The sequence below is a fragment of the Streptomyces sp. NPDC006624 genome (assembly GCF_040611555.1).
GTDB lineage: Bacteria > Actinomycetota > Actinomycetes > Streptomycetales > Streptomycetaceae > Streptomyces.
The window spans coordinates 81,906-97,430 of sequence record NZ_JBEXOM010000015.1; the positions used below are offsets into that span (position 1 = coordinate 81,906).

Consider the following 15,525-nt stretch of genomic DNA (forward strand, 5'->3'; position numbering starts at 1 on the left):
ACCGGGTGAGTGAACGCAAGCCGTATCCGAGTGACTTGTCGGACGAGCAGTGGTCGTTGATCGAGCCGGTGATCACCGCGTGGAAGGACCGGCACCGCTCGGTCAGCGGCCATCAGGGCGCCTATGACATGCGGGAGATCGTGAACGCGATCCTCTACCAGGGGCGGACCGGCTGCCAGTGGGCCTACCTCCCGCACGACCTGCCGCCCAAGAGCGCGACCTACTACTACTTCGCCGCCTGGCGGGATGACGGAACCGATCAGGTCATCCACGAACTCCTGCGCTGCCAGGTCCGCGAACGCGCCCGCCGATTAGAGGACCCGACCCTGGTGGTCCTGGACACCCAGAGTGTCCACGTCGCCGCCGGGGTCCCCGCCACCACGAGCGGCCACGACCCGGCCAAGCGCGTGCCCGGCCGCAAGCGCGGACTGGCCGTGGATGTCCTCGGCCTGGTCATCGCAGTCGTCGTCCTCGCCGCGAACACCCACGACAACGCCGCGGGCATCGTCATGCTGGACCAGGTCGCCGAGCACGCCGGCGGAACCGTCCGCAAAGCGCTGGTCGACCAGGGCTTCAAGAACCAGGTCGTCGACCACGGCGCCGGCCTGGGCATCGACGTCGAGATCGTCGCACGCAACCCGCAGGTCAAGGGGTTCGTGCCGCAGCCGAAACGGTGGAGGGTCGAGCAGACCTACGGGATCCTGATACTGCACCGGCGCCTGGTCCGCGACTACGAGCACCACCCCTCCTCCTCCGCCTCCCGCGTCTACTGGGCGATGACCCACGTCATGACCCGACGCCTGACCGGCGCGAACGCCCCCACCTGGCGCGAGACGCAGACGGCGGCAGCATGAACATCCAGCCCCTGCTCGACGCCCTGGACCTCCAGGAAGACGCCGCCCGGGCCCTGGCCGACGACCTCCGCGCACAGATCGACGACCTGCAGACCCGGCTGCGGGAGGCCGAGACCCACCTCGAACACCTCGCGATCACCCGCACGACCGTCGCCGGCCTCGCCGACCGGCTCCCCGCCGGCCCGCCGGACCTGCCCGAGCACCCGGACTACCCCCGCATCCTCGACGCCTTCAACCACGCGACCGGACCATTACGGGCCAAGGACGTCTGCGAAGCCCTCGGCCACGAACTGCTGCCGAAGAACGTCGAAGGCACCCGCGCCAAGCTGAAACGCCTGGTCAAACTCGGGATCCTCACCGAGGCCGACACCGGCCACTTCACCAGGAAGCAATAACCGACGGAACCTCCACCAGCGGCCTTGCTTCAACCTCAGCCAGAAACGGACACCGCCTTACGAACCGCCCACTAAGGGCGGGGCGTTCGTCGTATTCTCGGCTGCCCGTCGGGGTGAGCTGCACGAGGGTCCGGTCTGGATTCATGGCCAGGAGTCCTAGGTAGGCATAGTCCAGCAGGACCCACGAGACCACCTCGTCGAATTCGATTCGCTCATCGGCGCGCTCCCCGCTGCCCTGGGTCTGCTCGATGGCGCTGGTGCCAGGTGTGGTCGTGTTCCAGAGCATGCCGGCCAGTTCGGAGACGACGAGGGACGTCTGCCGGTTGCGGGACAGTTCTGTCCACAGGGCGGCGAGGCGAACACGTCCGAGATCGGGGTGTTCGGCTTCAGGGGCTAGCGATGCTTGAGCGGAGTGGTGGGCGTTCGCTACGAGGAGGCGGCGGACACCTTCCGCAGTAGCTGCGTGCTGAGCGTACTTTTTGACCGGGATCAGGCGGCCCCGCTGGGTGCGCAGCAGCCCGGCGTCCACGGCCCCGGTCAGCAGGCTCTGAACGCCGGGGAGGTTGCGTGAGGAGGAGAGGCGACGCTGGCCGGCACCCCCATGTAGGTCGTCGCCGGTTCCGAGCAGTTTCACGAGTTCGACGCCGTCAGCCACGCGGAGCTGGCCGGTGATGGTCAGAGTGCGTCCGTTGCCGACCCATTGAACGAGCCGGTGGATGGCCGTGGCCCACGGAGAGATGTCGCCTTCGGTCACCGCGCTCATGATTTCCTCTCGCTGCTGGAGTCGTGCGTACGCGACTCGTTGATCTCGTTGGTCAGGTTGCCTGTTGCGCTGAGCGCAATTCGCGGGCGGCGCGGCGAGGTTGCTTTCAGGGCAGCCTCGGCGGTCTTGCCGTGAGCACCACTGCGGGGTCGGGCTCGGCGAACTGGAAATCCTGTACATCGTTCGGGATTTCCAGCCGGTGCCGTGCGACCGGGCCGCCGGTCAGCTGGGCACCGTGAACGGCTGGGCCGGAAGAAGCGGGCGCTGGTAGGCGGTGGGAAGGGCGGTGGCCTTCTCGGCGAGATCGTGGCGGCTGAAGCTGCGTTCGCCTTGCCCGAACCCGGAGGGGTCCAGACCGACGACAAGATCGTCGCCCTCGCAGCGGACGATGGTGCCGCGGTCGTGTCCGAGGACCAGACGGGTCCCGACGTCCCACTGGTCCGGTGCGGGCCGGCGGGCCGCCGCGTCGGTACGCAGGCGGGTGCCGGTGGTGATCGGGCGGTGAAGGTCGGTGGTCAGGTCGCCCCACCACAGCAGGTGCTGGATCACGGCCCGCACCATGGGCTGGGGCATCTTCTCGTGGGTGAGGCTCTTCTCGACTGCGTGGATGGGCAATTCCGCGTCGGCGCACAGGCCGAGGATGGGTTCGATCAAAGCCTGCTGGACCGGGTGCATGGGCCGGCAGAAGCCCCCCAGGGCCTTGATGTTGGTGTAGTGCTGTGCGTCCTTGGGGCCCGTCCACCACTCGTAGGTCCATCCCCGGGCGTTGACGACTTCCTCGGCCCAGTCCAGCACCCGCTCCGAGGGGCACAGCTCGCCGGCCGTCGGAGAGCTGTCGATGAGGGTGATCGTGCCGTCGCTGCTGATCAGCATCAGGTCGGGAATGTAGCCCGCTCTGCCGGGGCCTTGTGCGGCGCGGAGTTTGAACGGCTGGCCGATCATGGACCGCACGGTGGGGTCGAAGTCCGCCAGTTCCATGCGTTCCCAGATCCCGTCCGTGGCCACCGGATTCTGGCCGGTGCTGATCGCGGCATAGATCCCGAGGTCGAGTTGCTCGCCACGGTAGGTGAGGTGGCGCCGCCAGGGTTGTGCCCGGACCAGGTCGTGGACGTCGACGTCGGTGACGGGCATCCACTGTGCCGGTCGCCCTTCCTCGAACCGCAGTCCGATCTCTACGCCATCGAGCAGTTGGTGGGCCCTCGTTCGTGTCACGTTTTCATGCTGGCAGAGCCGGTTTTGCGCTGTACCGTGCTTTGCGGAATCCACGGTGCAGGGCTCTGCCCTTTCTCGGCCTACGCACGCAGAAGGTGCTTTCAGCGGCCCTAGAATCCGGGCATGAACGCCGAGACCGCCCACACCATCAATCCGTCGGCCGAGGAGGCGTGGCGCCTGGTCGGCCACTACCTGCACCGGCTGTCGCATGAGCTCCCCGAGCAGTGGCGGCTACGCGATCACGAGGCGTCGCAGTGCCGCGAGCGGGTGTGGTCGCTGCCCACCGAGAACGGGAACGACGCGCAGGTCGCGTTGTGGCTGCGGCTGTCCGACACCGAGGTGCCCTGTGACGATCCCGGGTGCGCGGCGCGCGAGATGTACCTGACGAGCGACGGCAGCGACAGTGTGCCGACGTCCGGCCCGCTGCCCGCGTTCGCCCGGCACGACGGATTCGGCTACTTCGAGTACCGGACGCACCCGCACCACAACGGGTGGGCCTGCAACATCGACCCGGTCTCGGTGACATGGATGTCGACGGCGCTGGCCCTGTACGGCGGGTACATGCGCATCAACTGGTTCGACATGGGCGGCGCGGACTCGATGGCAGCGGGGCACTCCCTGTGGGAGGTCTCCGCCCACCAGGTCCGTGAGATCAGCCGCTGGACGGCCATCGCCGGGCCCGACGGCGTCCACGACGAGGGGCCGACCAACCCGGGCACCACGCCCGTCCTCCCACTCCCGCCCGAGGTCGAAGTCAAGCTCAAGGCAGCCGCGGAAGCCCGCCGCTGACGCGTCCCCGGCGGGCGGGAGCGGGCATGTCGAATGGGAGATGCGCGACATCCGGCCTGAGGTGGTGTTCCCGGCCGCGGTGGCGACCGCGGATTTGCGGGACCCGCGATTCGCCACTGCCGTCCCCGCGACCGTGGCGGAGGCGCTCGTCCATGCCCGCCTGACGAGCGAACATGCGGTCACCTACGCCGAGCGCGGGCCACAGACGAGGTCCGGTGGGAGAACGAGCGCCCTCTGGCAGTCAGCACGCCCACTACACCGCGGCGCGTGCTCGCGGGCATGTGCGCGGACAGCGCTCGTGAGCATGTGCAACCCGGCCGCAGAGCCTGGTGCTGCGATGGATACTGCCGGGGTGCTGAACGATCTGAAGAGCGCCCTGGCCGCGCTGGAGGCCCACCGACCTGGCTCTCTGCTCGGCCTGCGCGAGACGCAGTGGCTCGACGCGAAGAGCGGCCCGTACCAGCTGGCGGACCCCAGGGCGGTCGAGGAGCTCACGAAGGACGTCTCGGCGTTCGCCAACGGGGGCGGCGGGGTCATCATCGTCGGCATCGCCACCCGCCTCGAGCACGACGAAGAGGTCCTGGATCACATCGTCGGCCTCGACCCGACCGCGGTGAACGTGGACCAGATCCGCAAGCTGATCCGCCAGCGGATCACCCCCGCTCCCCGCGGCGTGCGCGTCGGATGGTCTGGTGCCGACGGCGAGCGGGTGCTGTTCATCGAGGTCCCCGCGCAGGCTGCCGACACGCTCTTCGTCCTGCCGGCCCCGGTGGGAAAACCCGGTGCACCGCGCCAGGACACCGTCGCGGTGCCGATGCGGGACGGCGACAGCACGCACTGGCTGCCCCGGGCCGAGATTCAGCAGCTGCTCTCCGCCGGCATCCGCGCCTCAGGCATGCCCACCGCCCAAGCCCTCACCGAGCTTGTACGGCAGGCCGTTTCCGAAGCCGGACCCGGTGCTGGGCTGCGCGTCGGCCAAGGGCTGCCCGACCGTGAGCGGGAGATGAGGGCGGCCTACGAGCAGCTCGCCGACGCGGGGCTGGGGGAGCCGACCGGGGAGGCGTGGGCGCAGGGCGCGGCCGCGCTGCAGGATCTGCGGTACAAGGTCGACGGCGAGCCAGGCTGGGTGCTGTGCCTGGTGCCGGGGCGTCCCCCGGTCGCCGTCGCCGAGCCGGTCTGGCAGGCGATCGTCGAAACCGGCCGGCGGGCTCCCGGCGGTCAGGATCCGCTTGCGGCCGTCGGCTTCCCCCGCGCTCCCGCGGGCACGAACGCTCCGTGGGTGATCCCGGCCGACGCCCTGCGCGTGGACCTCGACGGCGGAGCGTGGGGTCCGGGCCTCTTGGCGTGCTCGGGGCGTGGCGTGTGGCGGTGGCAGCCACTCCCCCGCTTCAGCCTGAACCAGGGCCGCTCTGCCGACATCGGCACTGCCGGCCAGACGCCGGCGCTACGCCTGCGGGCGCTGGTGAACCTGCCCTGGGCCGAGGTGAGCACGCTGGAGATCAGCAAGTCCCGGCGTACGCAGCTGGAGCAGATGCTTCCGCACAGTGCGCTGGCGGGTGCGGTGACCCTGCTGTCCCGCCGTCGGGGCGCCGAGCTGCCCGCCGCTCTCTGGGAGCGGGGGCCTTTCGGTAACTCGGGCCGGTCGGCCGGATACACGTGCTCGATCGCCGGGCCCGACGGCGGCGCGGCTGTGAAGGCCTCCGTCATGCTCGCGCTGCCCACCACGATGGAGTCCACCGTCGTCGCCTGCGCGGACGTCCTGATCGAGAGCGCGGAGGCGTGGGCGGCCGCCATCGGACCCGGATGGGACACGCAGTTGGGTCTCGACGAGATCCAGGCCGTGCTGCTCGCCGCATGGGAGACGGCCGCCGAGCTGCTGCCCGAGGCCGTGGGCGACCCGGCCGCGCTGTCGTGGGCCGCCCCTCCCACGACCGAGCTGCGGATCACGTGCGAACAGCCCGATGACAACGGCGTCCGGCCAGCCCTGGACACGCTCGTCGACCTGAAGCCGCTCGGTCCGAACGACGGCGACTCCAGGTCGCAGCTGGCCGTCGCCATCACCGCGGCGCCGGCCATGGACCGCGCCGAGCGGCAGCGTCTGCTGCGGGAGGCACTGGTGCACATGGCCCACGCGTTCGGGTACGTCGACGCCGAGGTGGATCTGCTGTAGAGAGGAAGCCTCGGCCTGGTCTGCCAAGGGTTGTGGCGGAACCGTCCGTCGAATCAGCTGGCTGGGCCGGCCAGCCACAGCACCGGGGCGCGGCCGGTGTCCTGGGCCTTTGCGGGCGGCCAGTCGGCCGCGGGCTCCGCTCCGGCCACGACGGCCGCGTCGAACGGTGTCGTGCGACCGGAGGCCAACCAGTCGGCCGCCGCCACCCAGAAGGCGTTCTTCTGCGCGACCAACCGAGCCGCCTCGTCGACGGCACTGCCCGGTGAAATGTCCGGGAGCGTCTCCGTGCCGAGGACCGTGTCGATCCCTGCCTGGACAGACAGCACGGTTCGTCGGGCGGCCTCCGTCACGGTGCCGCCTTCCAGATGCAGGGGCTGGACGGGGATTCGGTCGAGGGCGGCGGTGGGGGCGACGTCCGGGGCGATGCGCAATTCGGCGCGCTGCTCTCGTTCGTCCCACTCCAGGTGGAGGAAGGCGCCCAAGGCGCCGTTGGGTGCCTCGGAGACGACGTAGAGGCCGTGGAGGGGCCAGCGCTGGGGCAGATCTGCGGGCATCCGGTCGCCCGCCTTCCTCAGCTCGAGGACCGTGGCGTCATGAATGTTGACCATGTGGCGTCCTGCGGCTCGCCATGCTCCGATCGCTTGCAGTCTGGCTGCATCGCCTGCTGCCAGAGCGGCGAGTCCCGGTCCGGTGGCGCCGGGGGCTCGAGTGGTGCGGTGGGGGTAGTGGTCGGTAAGGACCTGCTGAACGTGGGTCACAGGGAGCCAGCACCAGGTCGGGATGGTGTCACCGGCGGTGTCGCGCGCCTGGTCCAGGCGGTCGAAGACGCCGGGGAACTGTCGCTCGGCCTGCCTCTCGAGCTTTTCCAGCCGTGATGCGGCGGCCCGGTACATTTTGGGCACCCATCGGAACTGTTCGGCCAGTTCGCCGTCTCGGCGCTTGGCGAAGTTCTTGGCGTAGGTGTCGCGATCCATCACTGCCCTCGTGCTCGTGGCGGGGCGACGCCGACAACTGCGCCGCCCCGCCACTGTGCCGTACGCCGCTGACACTGGTGGTGGCTTTCTGCCAGGTCGCGGCTGTCAGCCGGAGGCCGGTTCCTAGGATGAGCGGATGACTCGCTTCAGCGTGGACCTCCCGGTCCCCTCGATCGACGGCGAGTGGGCTCCTGAAGCGGCAGCCGCTCTGGTCGGCACACGGTGGCCTCTCAAGGCAACCCTCGTCGAAGGCCAGGTGGTGAGCATCCCCGCGCGCGTGGTCGCTGCGCAGACGTCCCCGGACGGAGTGACGATGCGGCTGGACCTGGAGACGGATGTCTTGATGGAGGGCAACTTGTCCGTCAGCAACATCAGCGTGGACGACGACTGACGCTGCCGTGTCCTCCGTCTTTTGAGCCACGTGGCACCGGGCGGCGCATATGCTGCGCAGTCCTCCTCTCCGGTACGGGCGCGACGTAGGCGGTCGGAGCCCGGTACGTGGGCTGGCTCCGGCAGAGCTGTCCCGCGTGCGGTGGCCGCACGTTGGCGCGGTCCGGCGCCAGGGGGTCTGTTCGTTCGGGTGATGCTTGTGGCACCACGGCGCGGGCAGGCGACGTCTGACCGTAGGGTGCCTTGCATGCCCGACCTGACCGAACAGCAGACGAGTGAGCTGAGGGCGGCTGCCGCGGCCGCGGCCGTGCTCCCGTCCCAGCAGGCGGTGATTCCGGTGGTGTGCCGGATGGCCTCCGTGGACCCGGTGACCGGGCGGAAGGAGAACACCGCGTCGCTGCTGAAGCTCGTGCGGGGCGGTGAGGCGGACATGCGGGCCGCATTCGAGGTGGCCGGCCGGATGCTGGCCGGTGATGCCCGGCCTGATGGTCAGGTCGTACCCGTCGGAAGTGCCGCCGGTGATCCGATGATGACGCTGGCGTGCGACGTCATCCGGATGGGCATGCGCGGGGAGCCGGAGCGTGCATGGGCCCAACTCGAGCAGCAGCATCCCGCCCGGCGGGCGGCGGTCTTCTCCATTCTGATCTCCTTCCTCAACTACCACTTCGCCGGGCTCGACCCGCTCGCCCTGGCGGCTGCGGAGTAGGTCTTGCCGTGTGCGCGGCCGGCTCGGTCCGGGGATCCGCCGGGCGGGCGCGTGCCCGTGCGGGGCAGCCGAGGGTCGGCTGTGCTGAGGCTGTGGACTTTCCGGTGCAGGTGGCTGAGGCGGGGATGGCGAGCGAGCTGCCCGCCGGGGCGGGCTGGGCGTTCGAGTGGAAGTTCGACGGTGACCGGGTGGTCTTGTGGCGCGGAACTTCAGGGGTGCGGTTGCAGTCGCGCAGCGGGCGGGATGTGACGGCGGCGTGGCCGGATCTGGCGGCGGCCGGGATGGCTCTGCGGCCGGGCACGGTGCTGGACGGCGAGTGTGTGATCTGGCGGGGCGGCCGGGTGGATTTCGGTGCGGTGCGCTCGCGGGCGTCGTCCTCGCCTGCGCGGGCGGCCGAGCTGGCCGAGCGGCTGCCGGCGTCGCTGCCGGTCTGGGACGTCCTGATGCATCCGGAGCTCGGGGACGTGCGGGGACGGCCGTGGCGGGAGCGGCGGGCGCTGCTGGTGGATCTGGTGGCGGAGCTGGACGGGCCGCCGATCCAGGCCGTGCCGGTGACCGAGGACGCGTCCACGGCGCGGGAGTGGATCACCGCGCTGCAGCCACGCGGCATCGAGGGCGTGGTGTGTAAGCGGGTGGGATCGCCGTACCGGCCGGGCCGGATCTGGGTCAAGGTCCGGGCCTCAGTGCCGGCGGACGCGGTGATCGTCGGGTATGCGGGGCCGGTGACACGGCCGCGGACGGTCGCACTGCGGCTGCCGAGCGGCGCGGTGCGGTTCTCGCGGCCGCTGACGGCGGCGCTGTCGGCCGAGGTCGCCGCGCACGTCCGGCGGACGGGCGGGGCGCGCGGCCGCCGGGTCCTCGACGGGGTGCCCTACAGCGGGTGCGCGGAACTTGCCGCTGAAGTGGAGGCGGGCGCCACACGGCATCCGACGGTGACGGTGCGCCGAGTCCGCCCCGACCTCCTGTGACACGCCCCGCGCGAGATTTGGCCCCGAAATCGAACACCTGATCCACTAGGGGCATGCGCAACCAGCCGATCCCTGATGATCTTGTACGTACTCAGGTGGAGTGGATGTGCGCGTATCAGGCGCTCGCGCACGGCGAAGGGTCCTACGCCGCGCTGCGGCGCCGGCTGGTCACGCTGTCCGCGCGCCTGGACGCGCATCCGTACTGGGAGGGCCGCACTCCCCCGGCGGGCGCTCGTGCGCAGGTGCGCCGGCTGGCCCGTGAGCGGGTAAGCCCGCCGGCCGGGTTCCGGTCGTGAGGCGACGAGGACTGCCGGGTCGGCGCCGCGGGTTGTCGAGCGGTCGGAAGGTGACCGGCGCTGCTCCGCGTAAGAAGATCTGGCCTGGAGCATTCGCCCGCTGCGTCGCCCCGGCCGGGGTGCTTGCGGCCGGGCGGTCGAGCTGACGGGTTCAGCGGGTTCGGGCTCGGCCGAAGAGCAGCCGGTCGGTGGCGAGCGTGGCATCCAGGTAGGCGTCGATCCGCGCGGCGTCGGCGGTCTGCGGCAGCGGATCCAGCCCCAGAAGCAGGACCGCCTCTGCGTTGCGTGCGACCAGTTCGGTCCAGGGCCGGCGGGTGGGCAGCCGGAGCCGGCGAGAGACCCCGGGCACGTGCAGCAGCACCTGGTCGCCGACGATCTGCAGGCAGCGCTCCAGCTCCGGAATGACCTCCCGGGCGCCGGTCAGGCCTCCCAAGCTGGCGGACAACCGCCGCATCCCGGCCTCGGCCGTCTCGGCGGTGCCCGAGCCGGTCAGGGCGGGAGCGCGGGTGATCAGGATGTGCGCGGCCTCATGCCCGTCCGGGCGGGTGTCGGCCCAGGTCCAGGTGGCAAGGGACACCAGCAGTCGCAGATCAGGGGTTGGCGGCGTGAGCAGGACTGTCATGCTGTCGTGCCTCCCGCGGCCTTGAAGCAGCACCAGACGATCTTTCCGGTCGGGGTGCGGTCCTGGACTCCCCAGCCGTCGGCGAGCGCGGCCACGAGGATCAGGCCGCGTCCGGAGGTGTCGGTGTCGGCGGCCTGCCGGGCCTTGGGGTGCCGGCGGCGGCTGTCGTGCACTTCCATGCGCACGGTTTCCTCCTGGGCGTCGAGCTTGACCAGGAAGCCGTGTCCGGGAACGGTGCCGTGGACCATGGCGTTGGTGGCGAGTTCGGAGACGCAGAGCCGGATGTCTTCGACACGGTCCGGCAGACCCCAGTCGGTCAGGGCCTCGGAGGTGAAGGATCTTGCCTGGCTGATCGACTCGGGGCGGGCCTCGAAGAACTGTTGGGTCGTCAGGGCCATCGTGGTCCTCATGACTCGGCGTCCAGGACGCGGGCGGTGCCGGGGTGGCGGTGGCGGACGGGACCGGTGCGGGCGGCGGCGTGGTGCGTGGTCCGAGGCTTGCGGACCAGCAGCAGCCGTGAGCCGGCCGCCTCGATCCGCCGCCTGCGTTCGGCGGCTATGGCCTTCGGTCCCAGGTGCGACATGGCCGGGGCGATCACGCCGTAGACGTCCGGCAGCGCGAGCACGTCCAGCAGCCCGGTGAACGCCGCCGACGCGGCGCCCGCCGCCGTGTCCCGGTCGGTGAAAACGCCCGACAGCTGCAGTTCGTGACTGCGGCAGTACTCGGCGAGCGAGCCGACCAGCGCCTCCTGCCGCGCCGGGGAGACCCGCACCAGCCGCAGAAGGCCGTACACGACCGGGCCGTTGACCTGGCGCTGCTCGGTGAGGGGTTCCATGCTGGGGACCATCCAGAAGGCTCGACAGAGAAGTGACGCTCTGAGCGTGGCCGCTGTCCAACTTGTCGCCAACCACCCGTCGTTCTACTTCCGTTCCACTTCCGTCCCGCCGGCTGCACGGACCGTGCTTCGATGACGGGTGGAAGGGAGTGACGACGCGTGGCGACGGTGCACCACTGGACCGGCCTGGAGGCCAAGGCCCTGCGGGGCGCTCTGCGCCTGAGCGTGCGGGCCTTCGCCCAGCAGCTCGGCCTGGCCGTCGCGACCGTGTCCAAGTGGGAGAGCAAGCTCACCGACACCGCGCCCCGTCCCGACACCCAGGCCATCTTGGACACCGCCCTCAGCCGCGCGGACGCCGCCGTCCACCTGCGCTTCGAGACGATCCTGTCCGAGATGACCAGCACCGGGCCGAGCGCCGACCGGCCTCGCGTCACCGCTTCTGGTCCCAGAGCCTGGGAGTACGAGAGCTGGGCCGACGACCTCGACCGCGTCGTGGTCGCCCTGTCCAGGCAGAACTTCACCTTCGCCGACAGCCTCCTGAACCGGTGGCTCACCCGGTTCCAGGCGTCCGAGCTGGACGAGAAGGGCCTGTATCTCTTCGCCCGGTCCACCGCTCTGCTCGGCGACCTCAAACGCGACCAGGGCGCCGTCCTCGGCCCGCTCTCCGCCCGCCGCTCCTACGCCGACGCCCGCGCCATCTTCACCCAGCTCGACATCCCCCGCCGCGTCGCCCAGCTCGACCTGTCCCTCGCGGTCGTCACCGAGATGTCCGGCAAGCTGGAGCTCGCCGCCCGCCACTACGAAACCCTCGCCGTCGACGACCGGCTCTCCCGCCGCGACCGCGCCCGCGCGAGGCTGTGGGTGGGCACCTCACTGAGCAAGGACGGCCAGCACGACTACGCGACCCGCGTCATGCAGGCCGCCACCCGCGACTTCGAAGACCTGACCGAACCCGACGACTGGTCGGTCGCCCACCAGAAACTCGCCCTGGCCCGCCGCGGCGCCGGCGACCTCACCCAGGCCCTGCACTTCATCGACATCGCCCGCAGCAGCGGAACCACCGAGTCACCGATGCAACGCGTGCGACTGGACACCGCCCAGGGCCACATCCTGCTCTCCGATCCGGCGACCCGGGATGATGGACACCTCGTCCTCGATCAGGCCGCCAGGCAGGCCGCGCAGTACGGACTCGTGCACCAACTGCGCAGCATCGAGGGCATCAGGGCCATGAGCGAGGGGCCGACCGGCCCCCGGCAACGGTGACCAGGGAGAACACACGCGTGAGCAACGACCAGCAGGCCATCACCGAGGACCAGTGGCGCCGGGCCAAGCTGATCTGGGACTACCACCAGATGCACCACGAGTTGCGGCCCGTCGATGCGGCGATCGGACTGGGCAGCCACGACCTCGGCGTCGCCACGCACTCCGCCGAGCTGTACCGCGCCGGTTTCTTCCCCACCCTGGTGTTCACCGGCGGCAACAGCCCCACCACCGCCAAGGTGTTCCCCCGGGGTGAGGCCGTCCACTTCCGCGAGCACGCCATCGAGCTCGGCGTCCCCGCCGAGGCGATCCTGCTCGAGCCGAACGCGGCGAACACCGGGCAGAACATCACCCTCTCCCGCGAGGTCCTCGCCGCCGCCGGCATCCGCCCCGCGACGGTGCTGCTGGTCTCCAAGCCCTACATGGAACGGCGGTCGTTCGCGACCGCCCGCAAGCTGTGGCCCGACGTCGACATCCGGTGCGCGTCGGAGCCGCTGGAGTTCGACGACTACCTGAAGTCCATCGGCGACGAGAAGCTCGTGCTGGACATGCTCGTCGGCGACCTCCAGCGGGTCATCGAGTATCCGAAGCTCGGCTTCGCCATCGCCCAGGAGGTCCCGGAGGACGTGCATGCCGCGTACGAGTCCCTCATCCGCGACGGCTTCACCAGCCGCCTCATCGCGTGAGCTGCCCGCGCTGGGCGGGCTGTGCGCGATCCATCAGCCGAACATCTTTCCCCGGCTGAGCACGGTGGCCAAGCTGTTCGCGGCGGATACCTGGATCGTCCTGGATGACGTCCAGTTCACCCGCCGCGACTACCAGCACCGGGCCCGTCTCGCCGACCTCGACGACCCGGCCCGCCAGCGGTGGCTGACCATTCCCACCCGCCTGCCCAGCGGTCGCTCCACCCTCATCCGGGACGCGCTGATCGACGATCCAGTTCTCGCACGCCGCAGGACCGAAGGCATGCTGCGCCAGCACTACGGGAACAGCCCCCACTGGCCGGTCCTCGCCCAGGCTCTGGCTCCGGTGCGGGGCGCCTTCGCCACCGAACGGACCGCGGTCGTCGCCGAGACGTCCACCCGTCTCCTGCTTGACCTGCTCGGCTGGCGCGGGCAGGTCCTGACCAGCAGCGACCTGCCCGCCCGGCCGGGCCGCTCCCAGCGGCTCGCCGACCTGGCCGCCGCGACCGGTGCCCGCACGTACCTGTGCGGGACGGGCGGCATGACCTACCTCGACCCCGCGCCGTTCGAGGCACAGGACATCGCCGTCCTCCCGTTCCGGCCGCCGGCGACCGGTATCTGGTCCACCGGCCGGCGGGTCAGCGTCCTGTGGGCGCTGGCGGCGCTCGGTCCGCAGGCCGTGGCCGCCCGCTGCCGCGCACTCGCCGCGGCGCCCGAGGCCATGCTGGAGGTCTGACCCGGCCGCTCCCCTGATCCGAGGCGCGCGGTCCGAGGTGCCGGAGCGTCACCGGCCCCGTCTTTCGCCTGGTCCTGCCGGGGTGGCGTGGTGCCGGGCCGCAGCGGCGGTGATCACCAGCCGTCCGCCGGGTGCCGGGATGCGGCCGAGTGCGCAGAGGAGCGCAGCCTTGTCGATGCCGCCGCCGAGGGCGTTCACGCAGCGAGGTCCGCGGGCGCGGGCGTCGGGCGGGCCGGACTCCTTCAGCTCGGCAGCGGGGCTGTCCCTCACTCCGTCTCGGGGAGGAGCCTGGTTCCCCCCGCGAACATGATGTTGAGCAGCCGTTTGCCCTCAAGTCCAGCAGCCGCGATCGCCTCTTGTTCTGCATGGTCCAGATCGGCATACGGAACGTGGTCACGGACGACCACGATCTGAGGGTCCAGCCCTTCAATGCGGAGTTCGTCCAGCCACTTCCGTATCCGTGGGGAGGGGTGCTTGCGATGGCCGCCAAGGCGTACTCCCAGGGGCTGGACGCTCTGGCCGATGTACCGCGTCTCGTCGGTCCTCGGGTCCACCAGCGCGTACACCCTGCCGGTGCCAGCAGGAGGCCTCGTCCATCGCATAAGGCGATCCTGGTCTCTGCTGTGCGAGCGTGCATGTGTTGTGGGGTGAGGGAGGATTCCGCACTCTCGGCCGCCGGGTGGTGCTCCTGTCAGATCGGGCTCCGGATGCCTCTCCGGTGCGCAAGGATGGGCAGGGCGGTGACAGTCCCGCAGTCCCGCGCTTCTCCTCGTCCGATCTGATGGAGCTGCAGCAGTGGAGATCAGTCCGCGCGACGTCATCGCCTCGACTCTGGCCGGGGAAGTGGACATGTACGTCGACCTGTCCAGCGCGCCCCGGGCAATGCACCGCGATCTGAAGCCCTGGCATGTCGGGTTCGAGGGATGCCACAACGTGGTGGTCGTCGCCGATCCTGGTGACCTCGGCGATGACCCGTCGCTGGAGAGGTTGATCGGGGAGCTCCTTCCCGCGCCAGTACGGACCGTCGAGCGCGTCGGCTGGCGAGTGGAGAAGGGCTTCATCGTCTCTCCCCTGCCGGTGGACCCCGAGCTGGGGCTTGTCGTGCCCGAAGAAGACGATGAGCCGTACAGGTGACGTTGTTGCCGTGGTCCTGCTTCGCGTCGTGTACGAGCCGAACGCTCACACAGGCCGGGTCTCCGCCGGCCCGGGACGGGACGAGGGAAGATCGCCGCGGGCCTGGACATCGTGCAGCCGGGGGCGGCCCGGTCGAGCGGGGCTGCCAGTGTGGACAGCATGACTGCCGTTCCTGTTCGAGAAGCTGCTCGGGTCATCGTTCTCGATGACGACCAGCGTGTGCTGCTGCTGCGGTATGACGAGAATGGTGGTTTTTGGGCAACTCCTGGCGGCGCTGTGACGAGAGGCGAGACCTATGCGGCTGCCGCGGTACGCGAGCTCGGCGAAGAGCTCGGCGTCGCCAAGGAGGCCGTCACCGTGGAGGCGCAGCTCGCGCAGCGCAGCCGGGAGCACATGGTCGGCGGCCGCACGGTCCGCCAGGTCGAGCGCTACTTCCCTGCTCGTCTGACGGCCGGCGACATCAACCCGGACCGCGCCACGCAGCGGGACAACATCCGAGATCACCGCTGGTGGCCGCTGGACGAACTGCGTGCCACCTGTGAAACGGTCTATCCCCGTGGCCTCGCCGCTGTGGTCGAGAAGTTCCTCGAACACGGCGTGCCGGAACGTCCGGTGGTCCTGGAGTGAGCGCGGGGCACCAGCACTGACTTTTCCGTGGCACGGGCGCGACGACCGTTCATGGGCTGTGTAGGGGAACAGAGGCGAACAGGTGTCTGCGCCGCCTCCTGCCGGTGCGGA

General features: G+C 70.4%; 20 protein-coding genes. 13 read left to right on the top strand and 7 right to left on the bottom strand.

All coding sequences use genetic code 11. The annotated features are described in order from the left end of the window. Nucleotides 1–5: 5 nt before the first annotated feature. Both ABZY20_RS25540 and ABZY20_RS25545 read left to right on the top strand, forming a co-directional pair. Nucleotides 6–854, top strand: coding sequence for an IS5 family transposase (locus ABZY20_RS25540; protein WP_356443999.1), 849 nt, complete (start codon nucleotides 6–8; stop codon nucleotides 852–854). Further along, nucleotides 851–1,249: a hypothetical protein gene (locus ABZY20_RS25545; RefSeq protein WP_356444001.1), complete on the top strand. Its 399-nt coding sequence runs from the start codon at nucleotides 851–853 to the stop codon at nucleotides 1,247–1,249. Before ABZY20_RS25540 ends, ABZY20_RS25545 begins: the two co-directional genes overlap by 4 nt. On the opposite strand, the gene ABZY20_RS25550 is transcribed toward ABZY20_RS25545, so the two are convergent. Next, the gene (locus ABZY20_RS25550) at nucleotides 1,233–2,012 is read right to left on the bottom strand and encodes a hypothetical protein (RefSeq protein WP_356444003.1); all 780 of its coding nucleotides are present in this window, start codon (nucleotides 2,010–2,012) and stop codon (nucleotides 1,233–1,235) included. The two genes, ABZY20_RS25545 and ABZY20_RS25550, sit on opposite strands and share 17 nt — an antisense overlap. Before the next feature lie 222 nt (nucleotides 2,013–2,234). Beyond that, nucleotides 2,235–3,224: a TnsA-like heteromeric transposase endonuclease subunit gene (locus tag ABZY20_RS25555; RefSeq protein ID WP_356444005.1), complete on the bottom strand. Its 990-nt coding sequence runs from the start codon at nucleotides 3,222–3,224 to the stop codon at nucleotides 2,235–2,237. 123 nt (nucleotides 3,225–3,347) lie between these two features. On the opposite strand from ABZY20_RS25555, the gene ABZY20_RS25560 reads away from it, so the two are divergent. Beyond that, on the top strand, nucleotides 3,348–4,013 hold the full coding sequence (locus ABZY20_RS25560) for a hypothetical protein (RefSeq protein WP_356444007.1): 666 nt from the start codon (nucleotides 3,348–3,350) through the stop codon (nucleotides 4,011–4,013). Between the two features lie 352 nt (nucleotides 4,014–4,365). Beyond that, nucleotides 4,366–6,183: an RNA-binding domain-containing protein gene (locus ABZY20_RS25565; RefSeq protein ID WP_356444009.1), complete on the top strand. Its 1,818-nt coding sequence runs from the start codon at nucleotides 4,366–4,368 to the stop codon at nucleotides 6,181–6,183. 53 nt (nucleotides 6,184–6,236) lie between these two features. Here ABZY20_RS25565 and ABZY20_RS25570 read toward each other — a convergent pair whose 3' ends face one another. Next, nucleotides 6,237–7,157, bottom strand: coding sequence for a hypothetical protein (locus ABZY20_RS25570; protein WP_356444011.1), 921 nt, complete (start codon nucleotides 7,155–7,157; stop codon nucleotides 6,237–6,239). 136 nt (nucleotides 7,158–7,293) lie between these two features. Here ABZY20_RS25570 and ABZY20_RS25575 point away from each other — a divergent pair, with 136 nt between their 5' ends. From ABZY20_RS25575 to ABZY20_RS25590, 4 genes are all read left to right on the top strand, one after another. Continuing rightward, complete coding sequence (locus ABZY20_RS25575) at nucleotides 7,294–7,548, top strand: hypothetical protein (protein WP_356444013.1); 255 nt, start codon at nucleotides 7,294–7,296, stop codon at nucleotides 7,546–7,548. A 246-nt stretch (nucleotides 7,549–7,794) separates the two neighbouring features. Continuing rightward, complete coding sequence (locus ABZY20_RS25580) at nucleotides 7,795–8,253, top strand: hypothetical protein (protein WP_007490475.1); 459 nt, start codon at nucleotides 7,795–7,797, stop codon at nucleotides 8,251–8,253. Nucleotides 8,254–8,357: 104 nt separating this feature from the next. Continuing rightward, complete coding sequence (locus ABZY20_RS25585) at nucleotides 8,358–9,221, top strand: DNA ligase (RefSeq protein ID WP_356444015.1); 864 nt, start codon at nucleotides 8,358–8,360, stop codon at nucleotides 9,219–9,221. A gap of 53 nt (nucleotides 9,222–9,274) precedes the next feature. Next, nucleotides 9,275–9,517 (top strand): hypothetical protein, encoded by a 243-nt coding sequence (locus ABZY20_RS25590; protein WP_356444017.1) that lies wholly within the window; start codon nucleotides 9,275–9,277, stop codon nucleotides 9,515–9,517. A 151-nt stretch (nucleotides 9,518–9,668) separates the two neighbouring features. Here the strand turns inward: ABZY20_RS25590 and ABZY20_RS25595 are convergent, their stop codons facing one another. Genes ABZY20_RS25595 through ABZY20_RS25605 form a run of 3 tightly spaced genes read right to left on the bottom strand, consistent with a single transcriptional unit; the run spans nucleotide 9,669 to nucleotide 10,974 of the window. Continuing rightward, nucleotides 9,669–10,139 carry a hypothetical protein gene (locus ABZY20_RS25595; protein ID WP_356444019.1) on the bottom strand — a complete coding sequence of 157 codons (471 nt, stop codon included), beginning with the start codon at nucleotides 10,137–10,139 and terminating at the stop codon, nucleotides 9,669–9,671. Continuing rightward, nucleotides 10,136–10,537 carry an ATP-binding protein gene (locus ABZY20_RS25600; RefSeq protein ID WP_264923891.1) on the bottom strand — a complete coding sequence of 134 codons (402 nt, stop codon included), beginning with the start codon at nucleotides 10,535–10,537 and terminating at the stop codon, nucleotides 10,136–10,138. Before ABZY20_RS25600 ends, ABZY20_RS25595 begins: the two co-directional genes overlap by 4 nt. Nucleotides 10,538–10,545: 8 nt before the next feature. Then, nucleotides 10,546–10,974, bottom strand: a complete 429-nt coding sequence (locus ABZY20_RS25605) for a hypothetical protein (RefSeq protein WP_356444020.1) — start codon at nucleotides 10,972–10,974, stop codon at nucleotides 10,546–10,548. A gap of 159 nt (nucleotides 10,975–11,133) precedes the next feature. On the opposite strand from ABZY20_RS25605, the gene ABZY20_RS25610 reads away from it, so the two are divergent. The 3 genes from ABZY20_RS25610 to ABZY20_RS25620 all read left to right on the top strand — a co-directional run bounded on the left by ABZY20_RS25610 (nucleotide 11,134) and on the right by ABZY20_RS25620 (nucleotide 13,653). Then, the gene (locus tag ABZY20_RS25610; protein WP_356444022.1) at nucleotides 11,134–12,237 is read left to right on the top strand and encodes a hypothetical protein; all 1,104 of its coding nucleotides are present in this window, start codon (nucleotides 11,134–11,136) and stop codon (nucleotides 12,235–12,237) included. Nucleotides 12,238–12,254: 17 nt separating this feature from the next. Beyond that, complete coding sequence (locus ABZY20_RS25615; protein ID WP_356444024.1) at nucleotides 12,255–12,920, top strand: YdcF family protein; 666 nt, start codon at nucleotides 12,255–12,257, stop codon at nucleotides 12,918–12,920. A gap of 64 nt (nucleotides 12,921–12,984) precedes the next feature. Beyond that, nucleotides 12,985–13,653, top strand: a complete 669-nt coding sequence (locus ABZY20_RS25620; protein WP_356444026.1) for a WbqC family protein — start codon at nucleotides 12,985–12,987, stop codon at nucleotides 13,651–13,653. Between the two features lie 266 nt (nucleotides 13,654–13,919). On the opposite strand, the gene ABZY20_RS25625 is transcribed toward ABZY20_RS25620, so the two are convergent. Further along, nucleotides 13,920–14,255, bottom strand: a complete 336-nt coding sequence (locus ABZY20_RS25625; RefSeq protein WP_356444027.1) for a hypothetical protein — start codon at nucleotides 14,253–14,255, stop codon at nucleotides 13,920–13,922. 193 nt (nucleotides 14,256–14,448) lie between these two features. On the opposite strand from ABZY20_RS25625, the gene ABZY20_RS25630 reads away from it, so the two are divergent. Next, complete coding sequence (locus tag ABZY20_RS25630) at nucleotides 14,449–14,787, top strand: hypothetical protein (RefSeq protein ID WP_356444029.1); 339 nt, start codon at nucleotides 14,449–14,451, stop codon at nucleotides 14,785–14,787. A gap of 159 nt (nucleotides 14,788–14,946) precedes the next feature. Continuing rightward, complete coding sequence (locus ABZY20_RS25635) at nucleotides 14,947–15,414, top strand: NUDIX domain-containing protein (RefSeq protein WP_356444031.1); 468 nt, start codon at nucleotides 14,947–14,949, stop codon at nucleotides 15,412–15,414. Nucleotides 15,415–15,525: the final 111 nt, after the last annotated feature.

Coding starts and splice junctions, on each gene's coding strand:
- ABZY20_RS25545 (WP_356444001.1), top strand. CDS start 851: ATGAACATCCAGCCCCTGCTCGACGCCCTGGACCTCCAGGAAGACGCC.
- ABZY20_RS25550 (WP_356444003.1), bottom strand. CDS start 2,012: ATGAGCGCGGTGACCGAAGGCGACATCTCTCCGTGGGCCACGGCCATC.
- ABZY20_RS25560 (WP_356444007.1), top strand. CDS start 3,348: ATGAACGCCGAGACCGCCCACACCATCAATCCGTCGGCCGAGGAGGCG.
- ABZY20_RS25570 (WP_356444011.1), bottom strand. CDS start 7,157: ATGGATCGCGACACCTACGCCAAGAACTTCGCCAAGCGCCGAGACGGC.
- ABZY20_RS25575 (WP_356444013.1), top strand. CDS start 7,294: ATGACTCGCTTCAGCGTGGACCTCCCGGTCCCCTCGATCGACGGCGAG.
- ABZY20_RS25580 (WP_007490475.1), top strand. CDS start 7,795: ATGCCCGACCTGACCGAACAGCAGACGAGTGAGCTGAGGGCGGCTGCC.
- ABZY20_RS25590 (WP_356444017.1), top strand. CDS start 9,275: ATGCGCAACCAGCCGATCCCTGATGATCTTGTACGTACTCAGGTGGAG.
- ABZY20_RS25595 (WP_356444019.1), bottom strand. CDS start 10,139: ATGACAGTCCTGCTCACGCCGCCAACCCCTGATCTGCGACTGCTGGTG.
- ABZY20_RS25600 (WP_264923891.1), bottom strand. CDS start 10,537: ATGGCCCTGACGACCCAACAGTTCTTCGAGGCCCGCCCCGAGTCGATC.
- ABZY20_RS25605 (WP_356444020.1), bottom strand. CDS start 10,974: ATGGAACCCCTCACCGAGCAGCGCCAGGTCAACGGCCCGGTCGTGTAC.
- ABZY20_RS25625 (WP_356444027.1), bottom strand. CDS start 14,255: ATGCGATGGACGAGGCCTCCTGCTGGCACCGGCAGGGTGTACGCGCTG.
- ABZY20_RS25635 (WP_356444031.1), top strand. CDS start 14,947: ATGACTGCCGTTCCTGTTCGAGAAGCTGCTCGGGTCATCGTTCTCGAT.